This is a genomic window from Peptoniphilus sp. HMSC075B08, from assembly GCF_001815405.1.
Taxonomy (GTDB): Bacteria; Bacillota; Clostridia; order Tissierellales; family Peptoniphilaceae; genus Peptoniphilus_A; species Peptoniphilus_A harei.
The window spans coordinates 125,956-148,598 of record NZ_KV820448.1; the positions used below are offsets into that span (position 1 = coordinate 125,956).

Below are 22,643 nucleotides of genomic sequence, written 5' to 3' on the forward strand. Positions count from 1 at the left end.
GTATATTAAAGTTTGAATAATATTTACCAAAATGAAATTTATTAATTTTATGTAAAAAAAGAAGCCCCTAAAGGCTTCTTTATAAGATAAGCTAAATTATTTTGCTTGTTCTTCAGTAGCTGCTTCGTTAGTAGTAGCTTCTTCTGCTTGTGCGTTGATTTCTTCTTTAGCTTGTTCTTCTTCAGCTTTTACTTCAGCTTCAGCTTCTTTAGCGTTAGCTTCAACTTTTGCTTTGTTAGCTTCAGCTTGTTCTTCTACTGCGTTGTTTTTAGCGTTTGCAGCTTCGTTAGCTTTTTTGTCAGCGCCTTGGCATGCTACCATACCTAGCATTAATACTGAGATCATTCCAACGCTTGCTAATTTCTTTAAATTTTTCATTTTAATAAATCCTCCTAAATTGAAACATATTGTTTCTTTGATTTGTCTATATCTTATACTCGCCATGTGAAAATTATGTGAAGATGATGTTAAATCTTTTGGAAGAGATTTCAAAGAAATTATTCACAAATAGATTAGAAAACAATTTAATATAAAGATTTTTCATGTATAATTATTAGCAGGTGAGAGAATGTATAAAGCTTTATATAGAAAATACAGGTCAAAGACCTTTGATGAGCTTTACGGCCAAGAGGCTGTAGTAGCTTCATTAAAAAATCAAGTAAAAAACAATGAAATAAGTCATGCCTATATATTTCAAGGTACTAGGGGAACAGGAAAGACATCTGCTGCCAAAATTTTATCAAGAGCAGTTAATTGCCTTCACCCTGTCAATGGGAACCCTTGTAATGAATGTGAGAATTGCAAGAGAATTTTAAATGAATCTGTCTTAGATGTTGTTGAGATGGATGCTGCCAGCAATAATGGTGTAGACGATATTAGAGACTTAAAGGACAAGGTAATTTACCCTCCTCAAGCTCTTAAATATAAGGTCTATATTATTGACGAGGTTCACATGCTATCAAAGGGTGCCTTTAATGCCTTACTTAAAATTTTAGAAGAGCCACCAAGACATCTTATTTTTATTTTAGCAACAACAGAAATAGAAAAAATTCCTGCAACTATTTTATCAAGGTCTCAAAAATTTAATTTTAAGAGAATATCTGTTGAGGATATTGAAAGTAATTTAAAGAGAATAACTGAGCTCGAAGGAAAATCTTGTGATGAAGAAGTCTTTACCCTAATTGCAAAAACAGCAGATGGGGCCATGAGAGATGCTCTATCAGTTTTGGATCAGCTTCTCACAAAAAATGAAGACCACATTAAACTTGAAGATGCCATGGAGGTTCTTGGGATATCATCTTCAGAATTATTATTTTCTCTATCGAAAGCAATGATTGAAAAAAATATAAACGGGTCACTCAATGCTATTGATGAAATCTATAGAGAAGGTATTGACTTCAATACACTTTCTTCACAAATCTTAAATCATTTTAGAGATATATTTTTGGTAAAAACCTTAAAGGATCCAAGAAAAATTGTTTACACTACTTACTTAAAGGAATTTCAAAATCTGGCAGGAAGTGTTGAGCTAGAAGACCTTCTAAATATAATAGAAATATTAAAAGAGCTTTCTTTTGAAATTAAGTATGCTGACAACAAAAGAGTTGTCTTCGAGATGAATGCAATTAAGATTTGCAAAAGGTCTAATAAAGATGATTTAGAAGGAAGAATTAAATCCTTAGAGGACAAGATTAATAATTTGGGAAGGGATATTCCATCTAATTCTAATTCCAATATTTCATCAAATAATATTGAAGACAATTTCAATAACTATGAAGATAATTATTATGATTATAATCCAGGAGATTTTTATAAGGCAGATGTGACTCCTAATAAAGAAAAAACCAGCAAGTCTTTTGTGGAAAATAATAGAGAAAACATCAATGGTGATGAAAGCTCTAGAATTGAAAAATCAAAGCAATCTGCTATAATTGAAAATGATAATACTAAAAATCTTGAGGAAAAAAAGGATAAGACCAATAATATTACAATTGATAGGATAAAATCAGATTGGGACAAGATAATAAATGAACTTATCTCTAGAGGTTTTAAGGGCTTTGCTGGTTTTGTAGGACATGCAAGACCAGTTAGTTTAAATGGTAATACATTGGAAATAGTATTTGAAGAAAAGGATAGCTTATTTTACGAATACTGCATGATGCAGGAAAATAAGAAGGTTTTGCCTGACCTACTAAATAATGTCTATAACACAAATATTGATGTTAGGATGAAGTTAAAAAAAGGTGGAGTAGATAAGCTAGAAGAGATTTTTGGAAAAGATAATATAGAAGAAATTTAGGAGGAAATATGGCTAGAGGTGGATTTAATGGCTTCCCTGGTGGAGGCGGAAGAAATAATATGATGAAGCAAATCGAAAAGCTTCAAAAGCAAATGGAAGAAATGCAAGAAAACTTAGCAAACGAAGAAATTTCTGCTACAGCTGGTGGCGGTGCAGTTCGTGCTACTGTAAATGGAAACAAAGAACTTATTTCTATTGACCTAGATAAGGATGCAGTTGATCCTGATGATGTTGAAATGCTTGAAGATTTAATTGTTGCTGCAGTTAATGAGGCACTTAGAAATGCTGAAAGTAAGATGAGTTCTCAAATGGGTAAATTCACAGGCGGACTAAACATTCCGGGGCTATAATATGGCTAAGGAAATAGGACCTATTGAAGATTTAATAAAGAGATTAAATCGTCTACCAGGAATTGGATCAAAAACTGCTCAAAGATTAGCCTATTATATAATTGGTCTTGAAGAAAGAGAAGTTAGGGACCTAGCAGAAGCTCTAGTCTCTGCAAAAAATAACACTGTTGAGTGTTCCATTTGCATGAACTATGCAGACAGTGACCCTTGTGAAATCTGTTCCAACAAAAGCAGGGACGATTCAATAATTTGTGTTGTTGAAAGTCCAAAAGATGTTGATGCAATGGAGAGGTCTCTTAGTTTCCGTGGCAAATACCATGTTCTTCATGGAGTGATTTCGCCTTTAAAGGGAAAAACTCCTGAAGATGTTACAATTAAGGAACTAATTAATAGGATAGAAGAAGGGGAAATAAAAGAAGTAATCGTTGCTACAAACCCAACTGTAGATGGGGATGCCACAGCTAGGTATATTAAAAATATCTTAGAAGATTACGATATAATTGTTTCAAGAATTGGATATGGTCTACCAGTTGGTGGAGATCTTGAGTATTATGATGAGATTACAATTCAGACAGCAATGGAAAATAGAAGAAGGCTAGATTAATTTTGGGACTTGGTCCCAAATTTTTTCTTTATTCACCTTTAAGAGGGGGAAAATTTTGTCAAACAAGAATAATGATTTTAAAAAATATATTCCCACAATAATTTATGTAATTTTGGCTATTTTAATTTTTTATACAGTAGCCATTGTACTTTTGCCAAGGTTAAATAAGGATTCAGAAATAAAAGAAACAGATTATGTGTCCTTTGTAAATATGGTAAATGGGAATCAAGTAAAGAAAGCAGAGGTAAGAGATAGGACAATTGCCTTTGAAGTTGAAAAAGATGGGAAGAAAATTAAATATGAAACTAACAGGATGTATGATCCCAATCTAGTTGATAGGCTAGTAAATAAAAATGTTAAGTCTGCCCAAGTATACAAGCCTGAAATGAATCCAGTTGTGTCCTTCATAATTTCAACTGTAGCAACTTTTGCAATATTTATTGCCTTTTGGCTTTTCCTTTCAAAATTTATATTTAAGAAAATGGGCGATGTTGGTCCAATGAATTTTGGAAAGAGTGGAGCAAAAATTTATGTTGAATCAACTGATGGTATAAAATTTGACAATGTTGCAGGCCAAGATGAGGCCAAAGAAGCTTTATCAGAACTTGTTGACTTTTTACACAATCCAAAAAAATATACAGAAATTGGTGCAAAACTTCCAAAGGGAGCTCTACTTGTAGGTCCTCCGGGAACTGGTAAGACACTTTTGGCCAAGGCAGTTGCCAGCGAAGCTGAAGTTCCTTTTTTCTCAATATCTGGCTCAGCCTTTGTGGAAATGTTTGTTGGTCTTGGAGCTGCTAAGGTAAGAGACTTATTTAAACAGGCAGTGGAAAAGGCACCATGTATAATTTTCATAGATGAGATTGACACTATTGGCAAGAAGAGAGATGGTTCTGGCTTCGCTGGAAATGATGAAAGAGAACAAACATTAAATCAACTTCTTTCCGAAATGGATGGCTTTGATGCAAAGGCTGGAGTTGTAATTTTAGCGGCAACTAATAGACCAGATTCTCTTGATCCAGCTCTTTTGAGGCCAGGTAGATTCGATAGGAGGATACCTGTTGAATTGCCAGACCTAAAAGGAAGGGTGGAAATCTTAAAAGTTCACGTAAAAGACATTAAGAAAGAAGATAACATTGACTATGAAAAAATTGGAAGGGCAACAGCTGGTGCAAGTGGGGCTGATCTTGCCAACATGGTAAATGAAGGAGCTCTTCGTGCAGTACGTGAAGGTAGAGATAAGATGAGCGAAAGAGATTTAGAAGAATCAGTAGAAGTTGTTCTAGCTGGATATGAAAAGAAAAACGCCGTTATATCCCCACGTGAAAAAAGAATTATTGCCTATCATGAAGTAGGACACGCTCTAGTTGCAGCTAAGCAAAAGGACTCAGCACCAGTTCACAAGATTACAATTATTCCTAGAACTTCAGGGGCCCTAGGTTATACAATGCAAGTTGATGAAGAGGAAAAATTCCTAATGAGTAAGGAAGATGCAATTAATAACATTGTAACTCTAACTGGGGGAAGGTCTGCAGAAGAATTAATTTTTAATATTAGGACAAGTGGCGCTTCTAATGATATTGAAAAGGCAACCAAAATAGCTAAGGCTATGGTAACAAGATTTGGAATGACAGATGAATTTGGCTTTGTTGCCCTTGAGTCTATGTCAAATGCATATCTTGGAGGAGACACGTCTCTTCAATGTTCTCCACAAACTCAATATGAAATTGATGCAGCAGTTCAAAAGATTATTGATGACGCACACGATGAAGCAAGAAAAATTTTAAGAGATAATATTAAGGCTCTTCATGCAATTTCAGAATATCTTCTTCGTCAAGAAACAATATCTGGTGAAGAGTTTATGGATATTTTGAAAAGATATGAAAAAGAGGAAACACTTTCACAAAAAAATATTGAGGATGATAGCGAAAAAAATATTAGTGACTCTTCTCTAAATTAAGGCTCGAATTACAAGTTTAAGATATATATTTATAAAAAAATAAATAATATTTATGGGAAAAAGATTTTTCTATTTTTAGAAAAGTCTTTTTTTTGATGTCAATTTAGATTAAAATAAACTTAAGCGAGGTAATAAAAAACTAGAAGGGAGAAAATATGATATTTACAAATGCAGTTGTGCTGTCAGTAATTATTTTGGCAGCCTTATGTTTAGCAAAAATTCCAGTATTTTTTGCTTTAATGATTTCAGCAATATCTGCAGGACTTATTTCAGGTATGGGAATTGCTGAAACTATGAACACCTTAATAGGTGGAATGGGAGGTAACGCTGAAACAGCCTTAAGTTATATACTATTAGGTTCTTTAGCTTACTGTATGGAAGAAACTGGTGCAGCAGGAATAATGGCTAAGAAGATTGGATCTCTAGTTAAGGGAAACAAAATCTTACTTTGTGGAATAATAATAGTAATAGCTATAATGGCTGAAACTGTTATACCAATCCACATTGCTTTTATTCCAATATTAATACCACCACTTCTTGCAGTTACAAATAAGATGAAAATGAACAGAAAAATGCTTTCTGTTTCCTTTGGATTTGGCTTGAAGGCACCTTACATTGCCTTACCACTTGGATATGGTGCGATTTTCCATGGATTAATTATTGATTCTTTTGGAAGGTCTGGACTTAATATTACAGATAAGGATGTAACAGGAACTAACTGGATTGTTGCAGCAATTATGTTCTTAGGTCTTTGTGCAGGATTAATTTTCTTTATGAAAGACAAGGAATATGAAACAAAGGATGTAGAGGGAGAAATAGTTGAAGTTTCAGATAAACTTGAAAAGAAGCATGTTTTAGTTCTTCTTTCAGGAGTCATTACTGTTGTAGTTCAACTACTAACAGATTCACTTCCTTTGGGAGCTTTAGTTGGCCTTATCTTTGTTGTAGTTACAAGGGTAATAAAGTGGTCCGATATGCAAAAGATACTTGACGGTGGTATTAACATGATGGGCTTTATTGCCTTTGTAATGTTAATTGCAGCAGGTTATGCAAATGTAGTTATAAAATCTGGAGCTATTGATGACTTAGTACAGGTTGCTCAAAATCTACTAGGTGGATCAAAACTAGTAGCTTCTTATGTAATGATTTTACTTGGACTAATGATAACCCTTGGAATAGGAACTTCTTTTGGTACTGTTCCAATTATTTCTGCAATTTATGTTCCAATTGCCATGAGTCTAGGATACTCAGTTAGAGCAACTATTTTACTTGTTACAATTGCAGCTGCTTGTGGTGATGCAGGATCTCCAGCGTCAGATACAACACTTGGACCAACATCTGGTCTATCTGTTGATGGTCAACACGAGCATATAAAGGATACATGTATACCACAGATGATATTCTTTGGTTTACCATTAATTATTCTAGGTGGATTTGTAACAACATTGCTATAAAAATATGAAATAAAAAATAAAAGAGACTTACTGCGGGGTGTACAGTAAGTCTCTTTTATTTTTTCGAAATATAAGTAAAGGATAGTAAAATAATTTTTTATTATTTCACTAAACCAATTATAACTATAAAAATTAAAAAAGTAAAGAAAAATCTTGCCATACGAAGAATGTTCCACTATACGGAATTAAGCTTTTTGACATTCTGGGCATAATCCCTTTAACTCAACAATATGGCCAATAACCTTAAATCCAGTCTCTTCTTCAGCAATTTTTTCAAAATCTGATATAGGACACTCTTTTATTGGTGATACTTTGCCACACTTTGAACAAACAATATAGTGTCTGTGCTCAGATCCTGCAAACTCATAGTAAAAAAGTCCATTAGAGTATAAGTTCTTTCTTATAATTCCCTTATCTGATAATTCGTTGAGCATTCTATAGAGAGAAGTGAAGCTAGGTATAGCATCCTTATCGGCAGCTTCAAAAATTTCTTCTGTGTTCATAGGTACTTGTGATTTATTTAATTCTTCTAAAAGAGCAAGTCGTCCTTTAGTGATTTTCATATTATTTTTTCGTAAAATGTCTTCAAAGTTTTTCACTATTCCACCACCTTTAATATCTTAATTATAACAAAATTTAAGTATTTTTAAAAAAGTACTTTTATTAATAAAAAATTCTGTTATAATACTAATGCAAATCATTATTGTTTAGGAGGAAAAAATGAAAAATATTAAAAAAATTATATTTTTATTAGCGGGAATTATTTTATTATCAGGATGTTCAAAGGCAGGAGAGGTAAAAAACTCCAATGAAGAAAGTAAGGGAGAAAACAAATTAAAAGTTTACGCTTCAGTATATCCTATGTATGATTTCACTAAAAAAATTGCTGGTGATAAAGTAGATGTGGAAATGATTATGCCACAAGGAACTGAACCTCATGGATGGGAACCGGATTCTAATGCAATTAAAAATCTAGAAAATGCAGATATGTTTATTTACAATGGGGCAGGACTTGAATCATGGACAGACAAAGTTCTTAGTTCACTCTCAAATAAGGATTTAAAGGTTGTAGAAGCATCTGAAGGTGTAGACCTAATTAAATCAACTCATACTCATGACCATGAAGATGAAGACCATGAACATGAACATGAAGACCATGAACATGAAGCAAATCATAATCACAATCATGAAGCTGAAGAAAACCACAATCATGAAGCTACAGAAAATAACCATAATCATGAAGACCACGACCATGAAGGACATCACCATGGACCAATGGATCCACATGTTTGGATCTCACCTAAAAATGCAAAAATAGAAATGGAAAACATAAAAAATGCTTTAGTGGAACTTGATAAAGACAATGCAGATTATTATGAGTCAAATTATAAAAAATATGCTAAAATGTTAGATGAACTTGATGCTAAATACAGTGAAAGCTTAGGAAGTCTTCCAAATAAAGAAATTGTTGTAAGTCACGAAGCTTATGGTTATCTTTGCAAAGACTATGGCCTAACTCAAATTGGAGTTAAGGGTGTAAATGCAGAAACAGAACCAGATGCTAAGAAAATGGCAGAAATAATTTCTTATATCAAAGAAAATAATATTACAACTATCTTTACGGAGGAATTAATTGATCCTAAGGTTTCAAATATTATTGCAAGTGAAACAGGTTGCCAAGTTAAGGTACTTTCTCCAATCGAAGGATTGAGCCAAGAGCAAGTAGATAATAAGGCAGATTATTTTAGCATCATGGAAGAAAATCTAGAAAATTTAGTAGGTGCTTTAAAATAGTGAAGGAAAAATTGTTAGAAATTAAAAATCTGAAATTTAAATATAATGATGATTTAGTTTTAGATGATATAAACTTTGATGTCTATAGGGGCGACTATATCGCCCTTATAGGATCTAATGGTGCTGGAAAGTCGACTTTAGTTAAACTTATTTTAAACCAACTTAAGCCGCTAGATGGCACTGTTTCTTTTTATACAGAAAATGGAATAGAAAATATTGGTTATGTTCCACAACTTTCTGTCCCATCAAGTCTTGAGTTTCCAATCACAGTTTCGGAACTCTTGTCCCTAGCTCTTTATCCAAGGAATAAGGGATTTAGAAAATTAAAAAACTACCATAAAGAGAAAATAACCAATGCCTTAAATCTTGTTGGTATGAATGATTACAGGGAAAGACTTTATACAGAATTATCAGGTGGACAAAGACAAAGAATTTTAATTGCAAAGACCCTAGTTGCAACTCCTGAGTTTTTGATTCTTGATGAACCTATGACTGGTGTAGATAAGGAGTCTAAGGAAGCCTTATTCCATCTTTTAAGTCACATAAATCAAGAACACAATATTACTATTCTTATGATAACTCACAACCTTGAAGAAATAGAAGACAATGTAAACAAGGTCTATGAGATAAAAGATAAGAAGATAAGGGAAGTGAAATAATGGAAATTTTTCAGTATTCATATATGATAAAGGCTTTAATTGTTGGAGCTTTTTTATCGATTATAATCCCTTGCATGGGTGTTGTAGTTGTAAACAAAAAAATATCTGTAATTGGAGATGCCCTATCTCACGTTTCCCTTGCTGGCGTAATGCTGGGACTTATGACATCAACTTCTCCAGTTATAGGAGCTCTAGTCCTTTGTGTAGTGGGTTCTATATTCCTTGAATATGTTAGGACAAAGTTCCCTGGCTACCAAGAAATTTCTTCTGCAATATTAATGAGTACAGGAATTGGTCTTGCATCACTTTTTTCAGGATTTGTTAAGACCAGTGCAAACTTTGAGGAATACTTATTTGGATCTATTATAGCTATTCCAAAGTTAGATTTTTATTTAATACTTGGAGTTTCAATTATAGTATTTTTCTTGTTCTCATACTTATTTGTTGACTTAATGTATATTTCCTTTGATGAGTCCTCTGCGAGACTTTCTGGAGTTAACGTAGATAGGATAAATTTGATTTTCATGATTCTAATAGCTGTTACTATTTCTGTTTCAGCAAGGACTGTTGGGATTTTAATAATTTCATCCCTAATGGTTGTGCCAGTAGCTTGTGCCATGCAGTTTAAAGTTGGATATCTAAAGACAACTATCTTGGCATCAATTTTTGGATTTATTTTTACAATACTTGGCTTAGTATCTTCCTTTTACCTTGGCTTAAAACCGGGTGGTGCCATTGTATTAATTGGAGTTTTATTTTTAACAATTTTACTGATTATAAAGAGAAAATAATTTAATAAAAATTTTAACTGGAGATAACTTTTTTTTCTCCAGTTTTTTATTTAATCTGATAAAAATATTGGTGACTTCTTTATTTATGACTGCCTATGATTTATGATAGAGAGAGCGAATACTTAGGGGTGTTTTATGGAAATACTAGTAAAAGAAAATAATTATAAAATAAATATTGAATATAAAAGTGACGACAAGTTAAGAGATTTTTTAAGAGGTAGAAGTGAATCAAAGTTTTTGCTAATTACTGATGAGAATGTCTTTTCTCTATACGAAGATAGGATAAAAAATATAATGAAGGATCTTTCTTATTATGTTTTTAAAATTGTCCCAGGCGAAAGATCAAAGTCTATTGAAAATTATATTAAGATCAATAAATTTCTTGTAGAAAATAATTTTAACAGGGGTGACGCCATTATTTCCTTTGGTGGAGGTGTAGTTGGAGACCTTGGAGGCTTCGTCGCTTCAACTTACCTAAGAGGGATTGATATTATTGCTGTACCTACAACTTTATTATCAATGATAGACTCTTCTGTTGGAGGAAAAAATGGTATTAATTTTATGGATTTAAAAAATCAAGTTGGGTCTTTTTATTTTCCTAGCTACGTCCATATTGATTACAGTTTTCTAGAGACTCTTGATGAGAGAAACATTAATAATGGGCTAGCAGAAATTTTCAAATATTCTGTATTAAAGGATAGGGAACTTTTTGATTATTTAAAATCAGCAGGTAAAATAGATTATGAAGAGATTATTTACAAGTCTCTTAATATAAAGCTAGATTTTGTGAGAGACGATGAAAGGGATAAGGGGAAGAGACAAAAATTAAATCTTGGTCACACAATAGGTCATGGGATTGAGTCCTTATCAAACTATAAACTTAACCATGGGGAAAGTATTGGAATAGGAACTATTTATATGGCAAGAGCAGCTTATAAATTGGGACTTGCAAAAGATGATTTTTATAAGGACTTAATTGAAGCATATAAAAATCACAACTTGCCAACATATTATGATTTTGATACAGATAAAATTTTAGAAGTACTAAAGCACGATAAAAAGATAAAAAATAATATAATTAACCTTATAATTCCTACTGAAATTGGCCAAGTTATAAGCAAAAAAATGAACTTTGATGACTTAAGAGAATTTATTGAATTGGGCAAAGACGATGAATAGATTAATTGAAAATAAGAAATTAAAGGGAGAAATTCCAGGGATTACTTCAAAATCCTATGCTCATAGGGCTATATTTTGTGCAGGTCTCGCTAAAGGTAATTCTATTTTAGAAATTGATAACTTATCTAAGGACATAGAAGCTTCTCTAAATTCTATGGAGGCTTTGGGAGTTAAGCTTGAGAGAGATGGAAATAAGTTTCTCATTTCTCCACCTGAAGAATTTAATAAAAGAGCAAGAATTGATGTAGGAGAAAGCGGAACTACTTTGAGGTTTATCTTGCCTATTCTCGGAGCTCTTGGAATTGAAGCCGAAGTTATAAGAAGAGGAAGCCTTGTGGGGAGAACTAACTCTGTTTATTTTGATTTACTTCCAAAACACGGTGTTTCTATAAGAGAAGATAAGGAAAAAATTTTCATAAGTGGAAAATTAAAAAATTATAATTTTGAACTTCCAGGAAATATTTCTTCTCAATTTATTTCTGGTCTTATGTTGGCTTCAGGAGGAGTTGGAGAAGTTTGCGAGATTAAGCTAACAACTGAAAGGGAGTCTAAACCTTACATTGATATGACAATAGAGGTCATGGAGAAATTTGGAGTTAAGCTAGAAGAAAGTAACAACTCCTATTCTTGTAGTGGAAGCTTTATAGGACAAGATTATCTTGTTGAAAAAGACTGGTCCAACGCCCTTTTTTTTCTAGCTTCAGGAGTTGAGGTTAAGGGCTTAAATAAGGACTCAATTCAAGGAGATAAAGAAGCCTTAAAGTATTTTTATCAACTTGGTTTAGAAAATATTTCTAAGGATTCATATAAATTTATAAAGAAAAATGAAGCCAAAGATAAAATTATAATAGATGCAAAAAATATACCTGACACAATTCCTATTCTGTCGGTTATATGTGGAATTTATGGAAATGAAATTGAAGTTGTAAATATTGAAAGATTGAAATTAAAAGAAAGTGATAGGATAAAGTCAACAGTAGAAATGCTGGAAAGATTAGGTATAAGAGTATCTTTAAAAGATGAATCATTTTCCTTTAATGGTATAGGTGAATTTAATTCTTGTGAAATAGATTCCTATAATGATCACAGGATAGCTATGTCGGCAACAATTGCGGCAGGATTTGCCAAGGGACCTATTAAAATTCTTGATAGCGAATGTGTGGAAAAGTCCTATAAAGATTTTTATAAGGATTTAGAGTCACTGGGAGGTGAAAATCATGTCATATAGTTTTGGTAAAAATTATAAAGTAACTTTATTTGGTCAGTCACACTCAAAAGAAATTGGGCTAGTTATTGATGGAATTAAGGCAGGATATAAGATAAACGAGGACTTAATTGCAAAAAATCTTGAAAGAAGAAGACCAGGTAGGAATGAATTTTCAACTCCTAGAAAAGAAAAAGACTTATACCAGCTTGTAAGTGGTGAGGTAGATGGTCTAACTTGTGGAGCTCCTCTTTGTGCCATAATTAAGAACAAGGACCAAAGGTCAAGGGACTATGAGAACTTAAAAGATAAACCAAGACCATCCCATGCCGATTATCCAGCCTTTGTAAAATTTTACTCACACAATGACATTAGAGGTGGAGGGCAATTCTCTGGAAGGATGACAGCTCCCATAGTTATTGGGGGTTCAATTGCAGAAGACCTTTTAAATCAAAGGGGAATAAAGATTTATTCTAGAATAAAAAGCATTGGTCAAGCTAAGGATGACGACATCCTACTGGAAGATATTAAAGAAGAAAATTTTTCTGATTTTAAAGATCAAGTTTTTCCTGTAATAAATCCTTCTTCAAGAGAAAGAATGAAGGAAGAAATCTTAAAAGCTAAAAAAGATGGAGACTCCATAGGTGGGGTAGTTGAAACTTTTATTTTAAATATGCCTGTGGGAATTGGTGAACCTTTTTTCGATTCCATAGAATCTTTAATTTCTCATGCAGTATTTTCTGTACCAGGGATTAAGGGAATTGAATTTGGAAGTGGTTTCGAAGCCGCAAATATGTTAGGAAGCACCCACAATGATTCCTATTATTATGAAGACGATAAAGTTAAGACAAAGACAAATAACCATGGAGGAATAATTGGTGGACTTTCAACAGGTATGCCCATAATATTTAATACAGCTGTCAAGCCAACTAGCTCTATTGCAAAAATTCAAGATACAATTTCTCTTAAAGATAAGACTAATGAGAAACTAAAAATTGTGGGTAGACATGACCCATCAATTGTTCCTAGAGCTTTAGTTGCAATAGAGATGATTACTGCTATAGCTCTTCTTGACCTAGTTATGGAAGGTGAAAAATGAGAAATCTAAAAGAAGATAGGGAAATTTTAGATGATATAGATAAAAGGATAATTGGCCTACTTGAAGAGAGAATGAAGATAATAAAAGAAGTTGGTCTTTATAAATTAAATAACAATTTAAATACTGAAGATAAAAATAGGGAAAAAGAAATAATTGAAAAATTAGAAAGTGAAATTAACTTAGAATTCAAAAATATTGTAGAGCCTATTTATAAAGAAATTTTTAGTGAAAGTAAAAAGATTACATCGAAAATAAAAAATGAAAACTTTAAATATGGTTTAATTGGTGAGAGCTTATCTCACAGTAAATCCAAAGAAATTCACGAACTATTAGCAGATTATACTTATAATTTAAGAGATATAAAAAGAGAAGAACTTGATGAGTTTTTTGAATCTAAAAAGTTCAAGGGTATAAATGTGACAATTCCCTACAAGGAAGCTTCTATGAAATATCTTGATGACATAGATAATCTTGCGAAAGAAATTGGAGCAGTAAATACAATAGTAAATAGGGACGTAAGACTAATAGGTTATAACACTGACTATCTAGGATTTGATTACAGTTTAAAATTTTATGGAATAGATTTAAAAGGAAAAAAAGTATTAATACTAGGATCAGGTGGAGCAAGTAAGATGCTACAAAAACTCGTTATAGATAAGGGTGCTGAAGAATTTGTAGTAATTAGCAGGTCCAGTGAAAATAACTATGATTCTCTAGAAAAATTTAGTGACTTTGAAGTTATAATTAATGCAACACCTGTAGGCATGTATCCAAATAACATGGAGTCAAAGATAGATTTAAATAAATTTAACAATCTAGAAGCGGTTATAGATTTAATTTACAATCCATTGAAGACAAAACTCTTACTTGATGCAGAGAAATTAAATATAAAAATTATGTCAGGTCTTATGATGTTAGTTGCTCAAGCCTTTTTTGCATGTGAGCTTTTCTTGGACAAAAAATTAGATGAATCTTTAATTATTAAAATTTACAAAAAATTAAAATCTGATATGGAAAATATTATTTTAATTGGCATGCCTTCATCAGGCAAGACTACAATGGGAAAGATGTTGTCTGAAAAACTAAACAGAAAATTCTTTGACATAGACAAATTAATTGAAGAAGAGGAAGGGAAGACAATTCCAGAAATCTTTGAAGAAAAAGGAGAAGAATACTTTAGAGACTTAGAGAGCAAGGTATTGGAATATATTAGCAAGGAGAATGGACTTGTAATTGCATCAGGAGGTGGGACTCCACTAAGAGAAGAGAATAGAGATTATATATTGCAAAATTCCCTTGTAATTTATCTGAAGAGAGATTTAGAAAAACTAGAAACATCTGGGAGACCACTATCAAAAAATTTGGAAAACCTTAAAAAGCTTTATAGTGAAAGAAAAATTATTTATGAGGATCTAGCTAACATAAAGATTGATGTAATAGAAGATAAGACAGAAAATTTAAACTTAATCATAAAGGAAGTTGAAAACTATGAAATTATTGGTGATTAATGGACCTAACATAAATATGCTGGGAATAAGGGAAGTAAATATTTATGGAAGTGAAAACTATAAAAGTCTTTTAGAAAGACTTAATAAACTTTCTCATGAAGAAAATATTGAACTTGAACACTTCCAATCAAATCACGAAGGAGCTATAGTTGATAAAATTCAAGAAGCTTATCAAAAATTTGATGGTATAGTAATAAACCCAGCTGCCTATACCCATACAAGTGTTGCAATCCTTGATGCTCTAAAGGCAGTGAGTCTTCCTACAGTAGAGGTTCATATATCAAAAGTTTCAGAAAGAGAAGACTTTAGGCAGGTTAATTTTATAAGAGATTACGCTATAAAATCTTTTGAAGGCTTAGGAATTGCTGGCTATGAAAAAGCAATACTTTATCTAAAAAATTATTTAGAGGAGGAAAAATGAAATCATTAATAATAGATAACTACGATTCATATACCTATAATTTATTCCAACTAATTGGAAAAGTTTCGGGAATTGAACCCCTAGTAATTAAAAATGATGAAATGACTTATGATGAGATTTTAAACTTAGACTTCGACAATGTAATTATTTCTCCTGGCCCAGGTAGCCCAGATAAAGCAAAAGACTTTGGAGTTTGCAAGGAAATAATAGAGAAATTAGATAAGCCTATCTTGGGCATTTGTCTTGGCCACCAAGGAATCTATTACTATCATGGTGGAGAAGTTATAAGAGCAAAGGAACCAATGCATGGAAGACAGAGTCCTGTTATCCACAATGGCAAGGGTCTCTTTAAGGGAATAAGAAATAACTTTATTGTCACTAGGTATCATTCACTCACTTGTAAAAATGAAGAGCTTGATGACATTAAAATTGATGCAAGAACACCTGATGGGATTGTCATGGGAATTTCTCACAAAACTAAGCCAATTTATGGTCTGCAATTTCATCCAGAGTCAATTGCAAGTGATTGTGGAGAAAAACTAATAAAAAACTTTATAAATATTACTAGAGACTTTTATAATAAAAATCAACTTGCTTATGAAATAATTGATAAAGATTTTGATACAGAAGATCTATATGAAAGACTTTATGAATATGACGACAAGACTCTATGGCTTGATAGCAGTAAGGTAGAAGAAGGTCTTTCAAGGTTTTCTATTTTTGGCCTCCAGGGTGAAAAAAGAGGTCACACAATAAAGTATGATGTTGACAAGAAAATAGTGGAAAAAACTTTTGTGAATTCAGATGAAAAAGAAGTTTTTGAAGAAAATATCTTTGATTATCTAAAGGTTCATAGACCTAAGTGGGAATATGATGATAACTTAGCTTTTGACTTCCAATTAGGATACATTGGCTACTTTGGATATGAATTAAAAAAAGATACAGAAAATGTTGTAAATAAATATTCTTATTCATACCCTGATGCTTATTTAAAATATTGTGATAGGGCACTTGTATATGATCACATGGAGGGTAAATTATATCTTCTTTCTTATAAGGATGACTTGGAATGGAAGGAAGATATAAAAAATCTTTTGAATAAAGACTTAGAAGACAAAAAAGAAAAGAAAACAAGAAGAGATTTTCCAAAATTAAAGTTTGTAAAAGATAAGAAAACCTACACAGAAGATATTTTAAAAATAAAAGATTTAATTCGTGCTGGGGAAACTTATGAAGTTTGTCTTACAAATAGACTTGATATCTTTGACAAAATTGATGGAAAGAATTATTATATGGAACTCAGGGATAAAAGTCCTGGACAATATAGTGCCTTCTTACCTCTTGATGAATTAAAAATTGCATCTTCATCAATGGAAAGATTTTTAAGGGTTGATAAAAATAAAATTGTATCAACTAAGCCAATTAAGGGTACTATAAAAAGAGGAGCATCAAAAGAAGAAGACCAGAGATTAATTGAAGAGCTTAGGAGTGAAGAAAAGACTAAGTCAGAAAATTTAATGATCGTCGACCTTCTTCGCAATGACTTGGGTAAATTCTGTGAGATTGGCTCAGTAAAAGTCCCAAAACTTATGGATGTAGAAACTTATAAAACTCTACACCAACTTGTAACCACAGTCTCTGGAAAAATTAAGGACAATGTTGATATAATAGAAGTTCTTGAAAAAACTTTTCCTGGGGGTTCTATGACAGGAGCTCCTAAAAAGAGAACACTTGAGATAATTGATGAACTTGAAACTTATCCTAGAGGTGTTTATTCAGGAACGATTGGATATATATCAAACAATTCAACAATGGATTTTAATATTGTCATAAGAACTGCGCTTATTGAAGAAGATAAGGCTACAATAGGAGTTGGCGGTGCTATAATTCTATTATCTGACGAGGAAGAAGAATTTGATGAAATAGTTTTAAAGGCAAAGGGCTCACTTCTTGCACTCCAATCTTATTACAATAATTTTGATGAAATAGATATTGAGGGAAGCAAAAATTAAAATGAGAGAAAACTTAAGTAAAGATAAAATTGTAAAAATTAAAGATATAAATTTAGGAGATGGCAAGCCAATTTTAATAGCTGGACCATGCTCCATTGAATCACGTGACCACATAATAGAAGAGGCTAAAGACTTAAAAAAATTTGGTGTTGACATAGTAAGGGGTGGAGCTTTTAAACCTAGAACATCACCCTTTGATTTTCAAGGAATGGGATTTGAAGCTGTAAAATTTTTAAATGAAGCATCAAAGGAAGCTGCTGTTCCTGTTGTCACAGAAGTTTTAAGTGAAGACCATGTTGAACTTATAAAAGATTATGTGGATGTATTTCAAATTGGGTCTAGAAATATGTATAACTATGCTCTTCTTAAGAAAGTTGGGAAGACTAATAAGCCAGTAATTTTAAAGAGAGGATTTTCTGCTACTCTTAAAGAATGGGAAATGGCAGCAAAATATATTGAAGTTGAAGGAAATGAAAATATAATTTTCTGCGAAAGAGGAATAAGAACCTTTGAAACTGAAATGAGAAATACACTTGACCTTGCAGGGGCCTACATGATAAAAGAAAAAACTGGATATCCTGTAATAGTTGATCCAAGTCACGGAACTGGTAAGAGAGAACTTATTGAACCAATGGTGAGGGCTATACTTGCCTTAGGACTTGATGGTGTAATGGTTGAAGTTCATCCGAACCCTGATGAGGCAAAAAGTGATGCAGCGCAAACTATTGGTTATGACTCCTACGAGAGAATTGTAAAATATTTTGAGGAATTCAATGAAAATAGAATTTGATGATGGCTACTCCTTTGGAAAGGGAGCCTTCGAAACTATAAAAGTAGTGGATGGAAGGCCTCTCTTTCTGGAAAGACATTTAGAAAGACTGAAGAAGTCCTTAGAATTTTTCGGCATTTCAAAGGAAATTGAAGAAGAAAAAATTTTAGAATATATAAAATCATCAGAGGATAAAAATTTCGCCCTAAAGCTTATTGTATCTGACAAAAATTTTATACTTACAAGTCGAGAGGATAATTATAGAAAAGATAATAAAAGATTTAAACTTATTGTTTCTGAAGTTAGGAGAAACTCTTCTTCAAAAATGATTTATCACAAGAGCCTTTCTTATTATGAAAATATTATGGAGCACAGATTGGCATTAGATAAGGGATACGACTCTGCTCTTTTTATAAATGAGAGGGGAGAAGTATGTGAAACTTCTTTTGCTAATATATTTTTTGTAAGAGATGGAGAAATATTTACACCAGTAATTTCTTCTGGACTTCTAAAGGGTACCATGAGAGATTTTATTATAGAAAATTATAAAGTTAGGGAAGAGATTATTTATTTAGATGATTTAAAAAATTTTGATGAGGCTTTTATTTCCAACTCCTTAATGGGAGTTAGAAATGTTTCGCTTATAAATGATATTATTTTTAACGAAGAAGATAAGACTAATTTAATTCAAGTTGATTTAAAAAAATATGGTTTTTAATATTTTTTAAGAAGCTGGCTAAGAGCCAGTTTTTTTATTTGCATAATTTATACACTTATAAAGCAAAAACATTCAAAAAGATGAAGAAAATATTATTTTGTTGTAAAATTAATGTAGATGAAAAGGTGATTAAATGAAAAAAACAAATGCAATGAGAATTCTTGAAAGTGAAAATATAGATTTTGAAATAATAGAATATTCTACTAAGGATGGAATAGGTGGAGTAGATGTTGCAGAAAAATTAGGAGAAGATAAGGATAGGGTTTTTAAGACTCTTGTAACAGAATCAAAAGAAGGAGAAAATTTTGTTTTTGTTGTTCCTGTATCATCAGAACTTGATTTAAAAAAGGCAGCAAAGGCTTCAGGATCAAAAAAAGTTGAGATGATACCTCAAAAGAAACTTCTTCCACTAACTGGTTACGTGCATGGTGGATGTTCACCTGTGGGTATGAAAAAAGAATTTAAAACTTTTATAGATTCATCAGCAGAAAACTTGGACTTCTTTTATGTAAGTGGTGGAAAAGTTGGTATGCAAATAAAATTAAATCCTAAAGAATTAGTAAACCTAATCGATGGAGAATTTGCTGATATAAAAAAGGAGTAAGTATGTATAGAGATATTTATAAAAAGTGGCTTGCAAGTAAAAGCGTTAGCCCAAAATTAAAAAATCAATTATTAAAAATACAAGCAAATGAAGAAGAAATTGAAGATAGCTTTTACAAAGATCTAGAGTTTGGTACAGCTGGTCTTCGTGGAATTCTTGGACCTGGAACAAACAGGATGAATTATTTAACGGTTGGTAAGACGGCTCTTGCCCTTGCTGAATTAATAGACAGTCTTGGAGAAGACGCAAAAAATAGGGGAGTAGTCATTGGACGTGACATAAGACACCAGTCTTATGAATTTTCTATTTTAACAGCAAAAATTTTGGCAGAAAAAGGAATCAAAGTTTACTTATTTCCAGGAATTACACCAACACCACTTCTAGCATATTCAATAAGATATTTAAAGACAATCTCTGGAATAATGATTACCGCTTCCCACAATCCAAAGAACTACAATGGATTTAAACTTTACTGGGAAAAGGGATCACAAATTCTAAATGATATTGCTGAAGAGATTGAGGCAAGATCAAAGGAAATAGATATCTTAGATTATGACTTTGATTCACTTAAACAGTTAGGAGACTATAAAGAAATTAAATTTTTAGGAGAAAATATAACAAATTCCTTCTATAAGGATACTTTAAGTCTTTCTTTAACAGATGATATTGATAAGGACATTAAAATTGTTTACACCCCTTTAAGTGGTTGTGGAAATAAATTTGTAAGAAAGGTTTTATCAAGAAGAGGATTTAAAAATGTTCATGTAGTTCCTGAACAAGAAAATCCTGATGGAGATTTTACAAATGTATCTAATCCAAACCCTGAAGATATTAGGGCCTTTGATAAAGCTATTGACCTTGCGAAAAAAGAAGTTGCAGATATAATTATTGCAACTGACCCAGACTCTGATAGGGTAGCTGTTCTTGAAATGGGAGAAGAAATTTTAAGAATTACTGGAAATCAAATGGGATTTATCCTAGGTAACTTCTTACTTGAAATGGAAGCTCATAAAAATTTAGAAAATCCTTCTTTTGTCAAAACAGTGGTAAGTGCTGACTTGATCAAAAAAATTGGAAAAAACTACGAAGTTGAAGTTTTTGAAACTCTAACAGGCTTTAAAAATATTTGTAATTTACCAAACATTTGGGATGAAAGCCATGAACATGACTTTATCTATGGTTACGAAGAATCAATTGGATATGTAATTGGGAACCACATTAGAGATAAAGATGCAGTTGGAACTTCCATGATAATTGCTGAAATGGCAGGATACCTTAAGAAAAGAAATCTTAAAATTAAAGATTATATTGAAGAAATTTATAAAAAATATGGATATTTTGAAGAGTATCTTGATTCAGTTTACTTTGAAGGTAAAGATGGAAGCAGTACAATGAAAAAAATCATGGATAGTTTTAGGGAAATTGAGTCCTTTGAAAAAATAGGTGATTTAAAGAGAAAAGAAGACTTTATTGATGATAAAGAAAATCCACAAGATCTTTTGAAATTTTATTTCGGTGATGAAACTTGGTTTGCCTTAAGACCTTCTGGCACTGAACCAAAATTAAAAATCTATGCTTACGCAGTGTCTGATAATGAGAAAGACGCAAAAGATAAAATTAATATTATGAAAGAAGAGATAATGGATAAAATCCAAACAAGTAGGTGAAAAAAATGATTCTTTATTGCGACTTTAACCCAAAAATTGTTAGAGAATTTAATTTAAAAGATGAAGCTGAGAATTTAATTGAAACTTCAAAAATTTATCCCAGCGGTCATGGAATTTACATGTCCCTTTTTGCAAAGAAGCTTGGTATTGACTCAGAAGTATTTATGCTAAAGGGCAACAAAAGAGGCAGAGAAATTGCCATGTCCCTAAGTCAGCTAGGTATAGATGTTAACTTTACAGGTCTTAAAGACGAAAATGTTGAAGAAGTTTTGATAAAATCAAAAGATTCTAAGAAAGTTTATAGGACTGAAGATCCAAGAATAACCATGGAAGATAGGTCAGATATTCTAAATTCTTTTGAAAGATCTCTATATAATAAAAAAATAGTTGTAATTCCAAAGATAGATTTAAAGGGTTTAAATGATAATATTTATGAAAAACTTGTAAAAATTTGTTATCAAAACAAGGTAAAAGTTGCTGTCAACCCAAGAAATCTTGATGAAATGGAAAAAATAAATCCTTATATTTTAATGTTTGATAAAAAAGACATAGAGAAGGATAAAAAAATTAATTATACTGGGGAAGTAATTGAATACAATAAAAAATTTATAGAATCAGGAACTAAAATTGTCTTTGTAAATAGCAAAAGGGCAACAATTATTTCTACAGAAGAGAAAAATTATAGGGCCTATATAAATAAGGATAAGTTAGAAAATAAAATTTTAACTGAAAAATTTGATACTGGTCTATCATTGTCTGGACTTGCAATTGCAATTGACAGAGAATATGATTTTATAACTTCAATAAAACTTGCAATCTCTTGTGGAGTGTGGGAAAATTTTGTAGACAAGGATAAGATAGAGATGAGCGCTATTAAAAAAATTATGAATAGTGTAGAAGTAGAAGAAATTTCATAAGTCAGGAGGAATAATGAAAAATTTTAAATTAAATAGAGATGATGTTGTTTTTACATTTATAGATATTCAAGATAAACTCTTAAAGGCAATGTACAACAGAGATGAGATAGTAAAAAATTCAACAGTTTTGGCAAAAGTAGCAAGCACTATTGGAGCAGAAGCTATTTACACAGTTCAGTATCCTAAGGGACTTGGCTTTACTAATGAAGAGGTAAAAGCTCCTCTTAAAGATAAAAAAGAATTTGATAAATTAACTTTTAACTCCTATGGTGACGAAGAAATAAAAAAAGAATTTGATAGACTTGGCAAGAAACAAGTTGTTCTATGTGGTATGGAAACTCATATATGTGTATTCCAAACTGTTAGAGCCCTACTAGAAGCAGATTACGAAGTTTTTGTGGCAGAAGATGCAATGGGATCAAGGACTGAAAAAAATTCTAAAAACGGAATGGAACTTCTTCGCGAAATGGGAGCAGTGATTTCAAATACAGAAACAATTTTATTTGACCTTGCAGGTATTGCAGGCACAGATGAATTTAAAAGTTTACAAAAATTAATAATTTAATAAACTTAGAGACTAGAGCTTCCAGGTGGAGGCTCTTTTTTTATAATCTGTGATATAATTATTTTGGTG

The 22,643-nt window shown here is 31.9% G+C and carries 22 protein-coding genes; 20 read left to right on the top strand and 2 right to left on the bottom strand.

Translation table 11 applies throughout. The features are described 5' to 3' along the window. Positions 1-96: 96 nt before the first annotated feature. Positions 97-378, bottom strand: coding sequence for a hypothetical protein (locus HMPREF3023_RS04240; protein WP_070701057.1), 282 nt, complete (start codon positions 376-378; stop codon positions 97-99). A 190-nt stretch (positions 379-568) separates the two neighbouring features. On the opposite strand from HMPREF3023_RS04240, the gene dnaX reads away from it, so the two are divergent. From dnaX to HMPREF3023_RS04265, 5 genes are all read left to right on the top strand, one after another. Beyond that, a complete protein-coding gene (gene dnaX / locus HMPREF3023_RS04245; RefSeq protein ID WP_070701059.1) occupies positions 569-2,299 on the top strand; it encodes a DNA polymerase III subunit gamma/tau in 1,731 nt (576 codons plus the stop codon). An 8-nt stretch (positions 2,300-2,307) separates the two neighbouring features. Next, positions 2,308-2,649: a YbaB/EbfC family nucleoid-associated protein gene (locus HMPREF3023_RS04250; RefSeq protein WP_070701061.1), complete on the top strand. Its 342-nt coding sequence runs from the start codon at positions 2,308-2,310 to the stop codon at positions 2,647-2,649. A gap of 1 nt (position 2,650) precedes the next feature. Further along, on the top strand, positions 2,651-3,253 hold the full coding sequence (gene recR / locus HMPREF3023_RS04255; RefSeq protein ID WP_070701062.1) for a recombination mediator RecR: 603 nt from the start codon (positions 2,651-2,653) through the stop codon (positions 3,251-3,253). Positions 3,254-3,308: 55 nt separating this feature from the next. Then, positions 3,309-5,213: an ATP-dependent zinc metalloprotease FtsH gene (gene ftsH, locus HMPREF3023_RS04260; protein ID WP_070701064.1), complete on the top strand. Its 1,905-nt coding sequence runs from the start codon at positions 3,309-3,311 to the stop codon at positions 5,211-5,213. A 155-nt stretch (positions 5,214-5,368) separates the two neighbouring features. After that, positions 5,369-6,667 carry a Na+/H+ antiporter family protein gene (locus HMPREF3023_RS04265; RefSeq protein ID WP_070701066.1) on the top strand — a complete coding sequence of 433 codons (1,299 nt, stop codon included), beginning with the start codon at positions 5,369-5,371 and terminating at the stop codon, positions 6,665-6,667. A 185-nt stretch (positions 6,668-6,852) separates the two neighbouring features. On the opposite strand, the gene HMPREF3023_RS04270 is transcribed toward HMPREF3023_RS04265, so the two are convergent. After that, positions 6,853-7,266 carry a Fur family transcriptional regulator gene (locus HMPREF3023_RS04270; RefSeq protein WP_083315511.1) on the bottom strand — a complete coding sequence of 138 codons (414 nt, stop codon included), beginning with the start codon at positions 7,264-7,266 and terminating at the stop codon, positions 6,853-6,855. A gap of 121 nt (positions 7,267-7,387) precedes the next feature. On the opposite strand from HMPREF3023_RS04270, the gene HMPREF3023_RS04275 reads away from it, so the two are divergent. The 15 genes from HMPREF3023_RS04275 to HMPREF3023_RS04345 all read left to right on the top strand — a co-directional run bounded on the left by HMPREF3023_RS04275 (position 7,388) and on the right by HMPREF3023_RS04345 (position 22,574). Then, positions 7,388-8,461, top strand: a complete 1,074-nt coding sequence (locus HMPREF3023_RS04275; protein WP_070701068.1) for a metal ABC transporter substrate-binding protein — start codon at positions 7,388-7,390, stop codon at positions 8,459-8,461. Continuing rightward, positions 8,461-9,120, top strand: coding sequence for a metal ABC transporter ATP-binding protein (locus tag HMPREF3023_RS04280; RefSeq protein WP_070701071.1), 660 nt, complete (start codon positions 8,461-8,463; stop codon positions 9,118-9,120). The genes HMPREF3023_RS04275 and HMPREF3023_RS04280 overlap by 1 nt, the downstream gene beginning before the upstream one ends. After that, positions 9,120-9,911, top strand: coding sequence for a metal ABC transporter permease (locus tag HMPREF3023_RS04285; protein ID WP_070701073.1), 792 nt, complete (start codon positions 9,120-9,122; stop codon positions 9,909-9,911). The genes HMPREF3023_RS04280 and HMPREF3023_RS04285 overlap by 1 nt, the downstream gene beginning before the upstream one ends. A gap of 135 nt (positions 9,912-10,046) precedes the next feature. After that, complete coding sequence (gene aroB / locus HMPREF3023_RS04290; protein WP_070701075.1) at positions 10,047-11,090, top strand: 3-dehydroquinate synthase; 1,044 nt, start codon at positions 10,047-10,049, stop codon at positions 11,088-11,090. After that, a complete protein-coding gene (locus HMPREF3023_RS04295; RefSeq protein ID WP_070701325.1) occupies positions 11,083-12,318 on the top strand; it encodes a 3-phosphoshikimate 1-carboxyvinyltransferase in 1,236 nt (411 codons plus the stop codon). The genes aroB and HMPREF3023_RS04295 overlap by 8 nt, the downstream gene beginning before the upstream one ends. Next, positions 12,308-13,393 (top strand): chorismate synthase, encoded by a 1,086-nt coding sequence (gene aroC / locus HMPREF3023_RS04300; protein ID WP_070701077.1) that lies wholly within the window; start codon positions 12,308-12,310, stop codon positions 13,391-13,393. Before HMPREF3023_RS04295 ends, aroC begins: the two co-directional genes overlap by 11 nt. Further along, the gene (locus HMPREF3023_RS04305) at positions 13,390-14,901 is read left to right on the top strand and encodes a shikimate kinase (protein WP_070701079.1); all 1,512 of its coding nucleotides are present in this window, start codon (positions 13,390-13,392) and stop codon (positions 14,899-14,901) included. Before aroC ends, HMPREF3023_RS04305 begins: the two co-directional genes overlap by 4 nt. Continuing rightward, positions 14,882-15,322, top strand: a complete 441-nt coding sequence (aroQ, locus tag HMPREF3023_RS04310) for a type II 3-dehydroquinate dehydratase (protein ID WP_070701081.1) — start codon at positions 14,882-14,884, stop codon at positions 15,320-15,322. Before HMPREF3023_RS04305 ends, aroQ begins: the two co-directional genes overlap by 20 nt. After that, positions 15,319-17,334, top strand: a complete 2,016-nt coding sequence (pabB, locus tag HMPREF3023_RS04315) for an aminodeoxychorismate synthase component I (protein WP_070701083.1) — start codon at positions 15,319-15,321, stop codon at positions 17,332-17,334. Before aroQ ends, pabB begins: the two co-directional genes overlap by 4 nt. A 1-nt stretch (position 17,335) precedes the next feature. Next, positions 17,336-18,124 carry a 3-deoxy-7-phosphoheptulonate synthase gene (aroF, locus tag HMPREF3023_RS04320; protein WP_070701323.1) on the top strand — a complete coding sequence of 263 codons (789 nt, stop codon included), beginning with the start codon at positions 17,336-17,338 and terminating at the stop codon, positions 18,122-18,124. After that, positions 18,108-18,821 carry an aminotransferase class IV gene (locus HMPREF3023_RS04325; RefSeq protein ID WP_070701085.1) on the top strand — a complete coding sequence of 238 codons (714 nt, stop codon included), beginning with the start codon at positions 18,108-18,110 and terminating at the stop codon, positions 18,819-18,821. The genes aroF and HMPREF3023_RS04325 overlap by 17 nt, the downstream gene beginning before the upstream one ends. A 133-nt stretch (positions 18,822-18,954) precedes the next feature. Further along, positions 18,955-19,425 carry a Cys-tRNA(Pro) deacylase gene (gene ybaK, locus HMPREF3023_RS04330; RefSeq protein ID WP_070701087.1) on the top strand — a complete coding sequence of 157 codons (471 nt, stop codon included), beginning with the start codon at positions 18,955-18,957 and terminating at the stop codon, positions 19,423-19,425. Between the two features lie 2 nt (positions 19,426-19,427). Next, on the top strand, positions 19,428-21,092 hold the full coding sequence (locus HMPREF3023_RS04335) for a phospho-sugar mutase (RefSeq protein ID WP_070701089.1): 1,665 nt from the start codon (positions 19,428-19,430) through the stop codon (positions 21,090-21,092). A gap of 5 nt (positions 21,093-21,097) precedes the next feature. Then, entirely contained in the window at positions 21,098-22,009 is a 912-nt protein-coding gene (locus tag HMPREF3023_RS04340; RefSeq protein WP_070701091.1) for a 1-phosphofructokinase family hexose kinase, read from the top strand. Between the two features lie 13 nt (positions 22,010-22,022). Then, on the top strand, positions 22,023-22,574 hold the full coding sequence (locus HMPREF3023_RS04345) for an isochorismatase family protein (RefSeq protein ID WP_070701094.1): 552 nt from the start codon (positions 22,023-22,025) through the stop codon (positions 22,572-22,574). Positions 22,575-22,643 lie beyond the last annotated feature (69 nt).

Coding starts and splice junctions, on each gene's coding strand:
- HMPREF3023_RS04250 (WP_070701061.1), top strand. CDS start 2,308: ATGGCTAGAGGTGGATTTAATGGCTTCCCTGGTGGAGGCGGAAGAAAT.
- pabB (WP_070701083.1), top strand. CDS start 15,319: ATGAAATCATTAATAATAGATAACTACGATTCATATACCTATAATTTA.
- HMPREF3023_RS04340 (WP_070701091.1), top strand. CDS start 21,098: ATGATTCTTTATTGCGACTTTAACCCAAAAATTGTTAGAGAATTTAAT.
- dnaX (WP_070701059.1), top strand. CDS start 569: ATGTATAAAGCTTTATATAGAAAATACAGGTCAAAGACCTTTGATGAG.
- aroC (WP_070701077.1), top strand. CDS start 12,308: ATGTCATATAGTTTTGGTAAAAATTATAAAGTAACTTTATTTGGTCAG.
- HMPREF3023_RS04295 (WP_070701325.1), top strand. CDS start 11,083: ATGAATAGATTAATTGAAAATAAGAAATTAAAGGGAGAAATTCCAGGG.
- HMPREF3023_RS04325 (WP_070701085.1), top strand. CDS start 18,108: ATGAAAATAGAATTTGATGATGGCTACTCCTTTGGAAAGGGAGCCTTC.
- HMPREF3023_RS04240 (WP_070701057.1), bottom strand. CDS start 378: ATGAAAAATTTAAAGAAATTAGCAAGCGTTGGAATGATCTCAGTATTA.
- HMPREF3023_RS04305 (WP_070701079.1), top strand. CDS start 13,390: ATGAGAAATCTAAAAGAAGATAGGGAAATTTTAGATGATATAGATAAA.
- HMPREF3023_RS04275 (WP_070701068.1), top strand. CDS start 7,388: ATGAAAAATATTAAAAAAATTATATTTTTATTAGCGGGAATTATTTTA.
- HMPREF3023_RS04265 (WP_070701066.1), top strand. CDS start 5,369: ATGATATTTACAAATGCAGTTGTGCTGTCAGTAATTATTTTGGCAGCC.
- aroB (WP_070701075.1), top strand. CDS start 10,047: ATGGAAATACTAGTAAAAGAAAATAATTATAAAATAAATATTGAATAT.
- ybaK (WP_070701087.1), top strand. CDS start 18,955: ATGAAAAAAACAAATGCAATGAGAATTCTTGAAAGTGAAAATATAGAT.
- aroF (WP_070701323.1), top strand. CDS start 17,336: ATGAGAGAAAACTTAAGTAAAGATAAAATTGTAAAAATTAAAGATATA.
- HMPREF3023_RS04345 (WP_070701094.1), top strand. CDS start 22,023: ATGAAAAATTTTAAATTAAATAGAGATGATGTTGTTTTTACATTTATA.
- recR (WP_070701062.1), top strand. CDS start 2,651: ATGGCTAAGGAAATAGGACCTATTGAAGATTTAATAAAGAGATTAAAT.
- HMPREF3023_RS04285 (WP_070701073.1), top strand. CDS start 9,120: ATGGAAATTTTTCAGTATTCATATATGATAAAGGCTTTAATTGTTGGA.
- aroQ (WP_070701081.1), top strand. CDS start 14,882: ATGAAATTATTGGTGATTAATGGACCTAACATAAATATGCTGGGAATA.
- HMPREF3023_RS04335 (WP_070701089.1), top strand. CDS start 19,428: ATGTATAGAGATATTTATAAAAAGTGGCTTGCAAGTAAAAGCGTTAGC.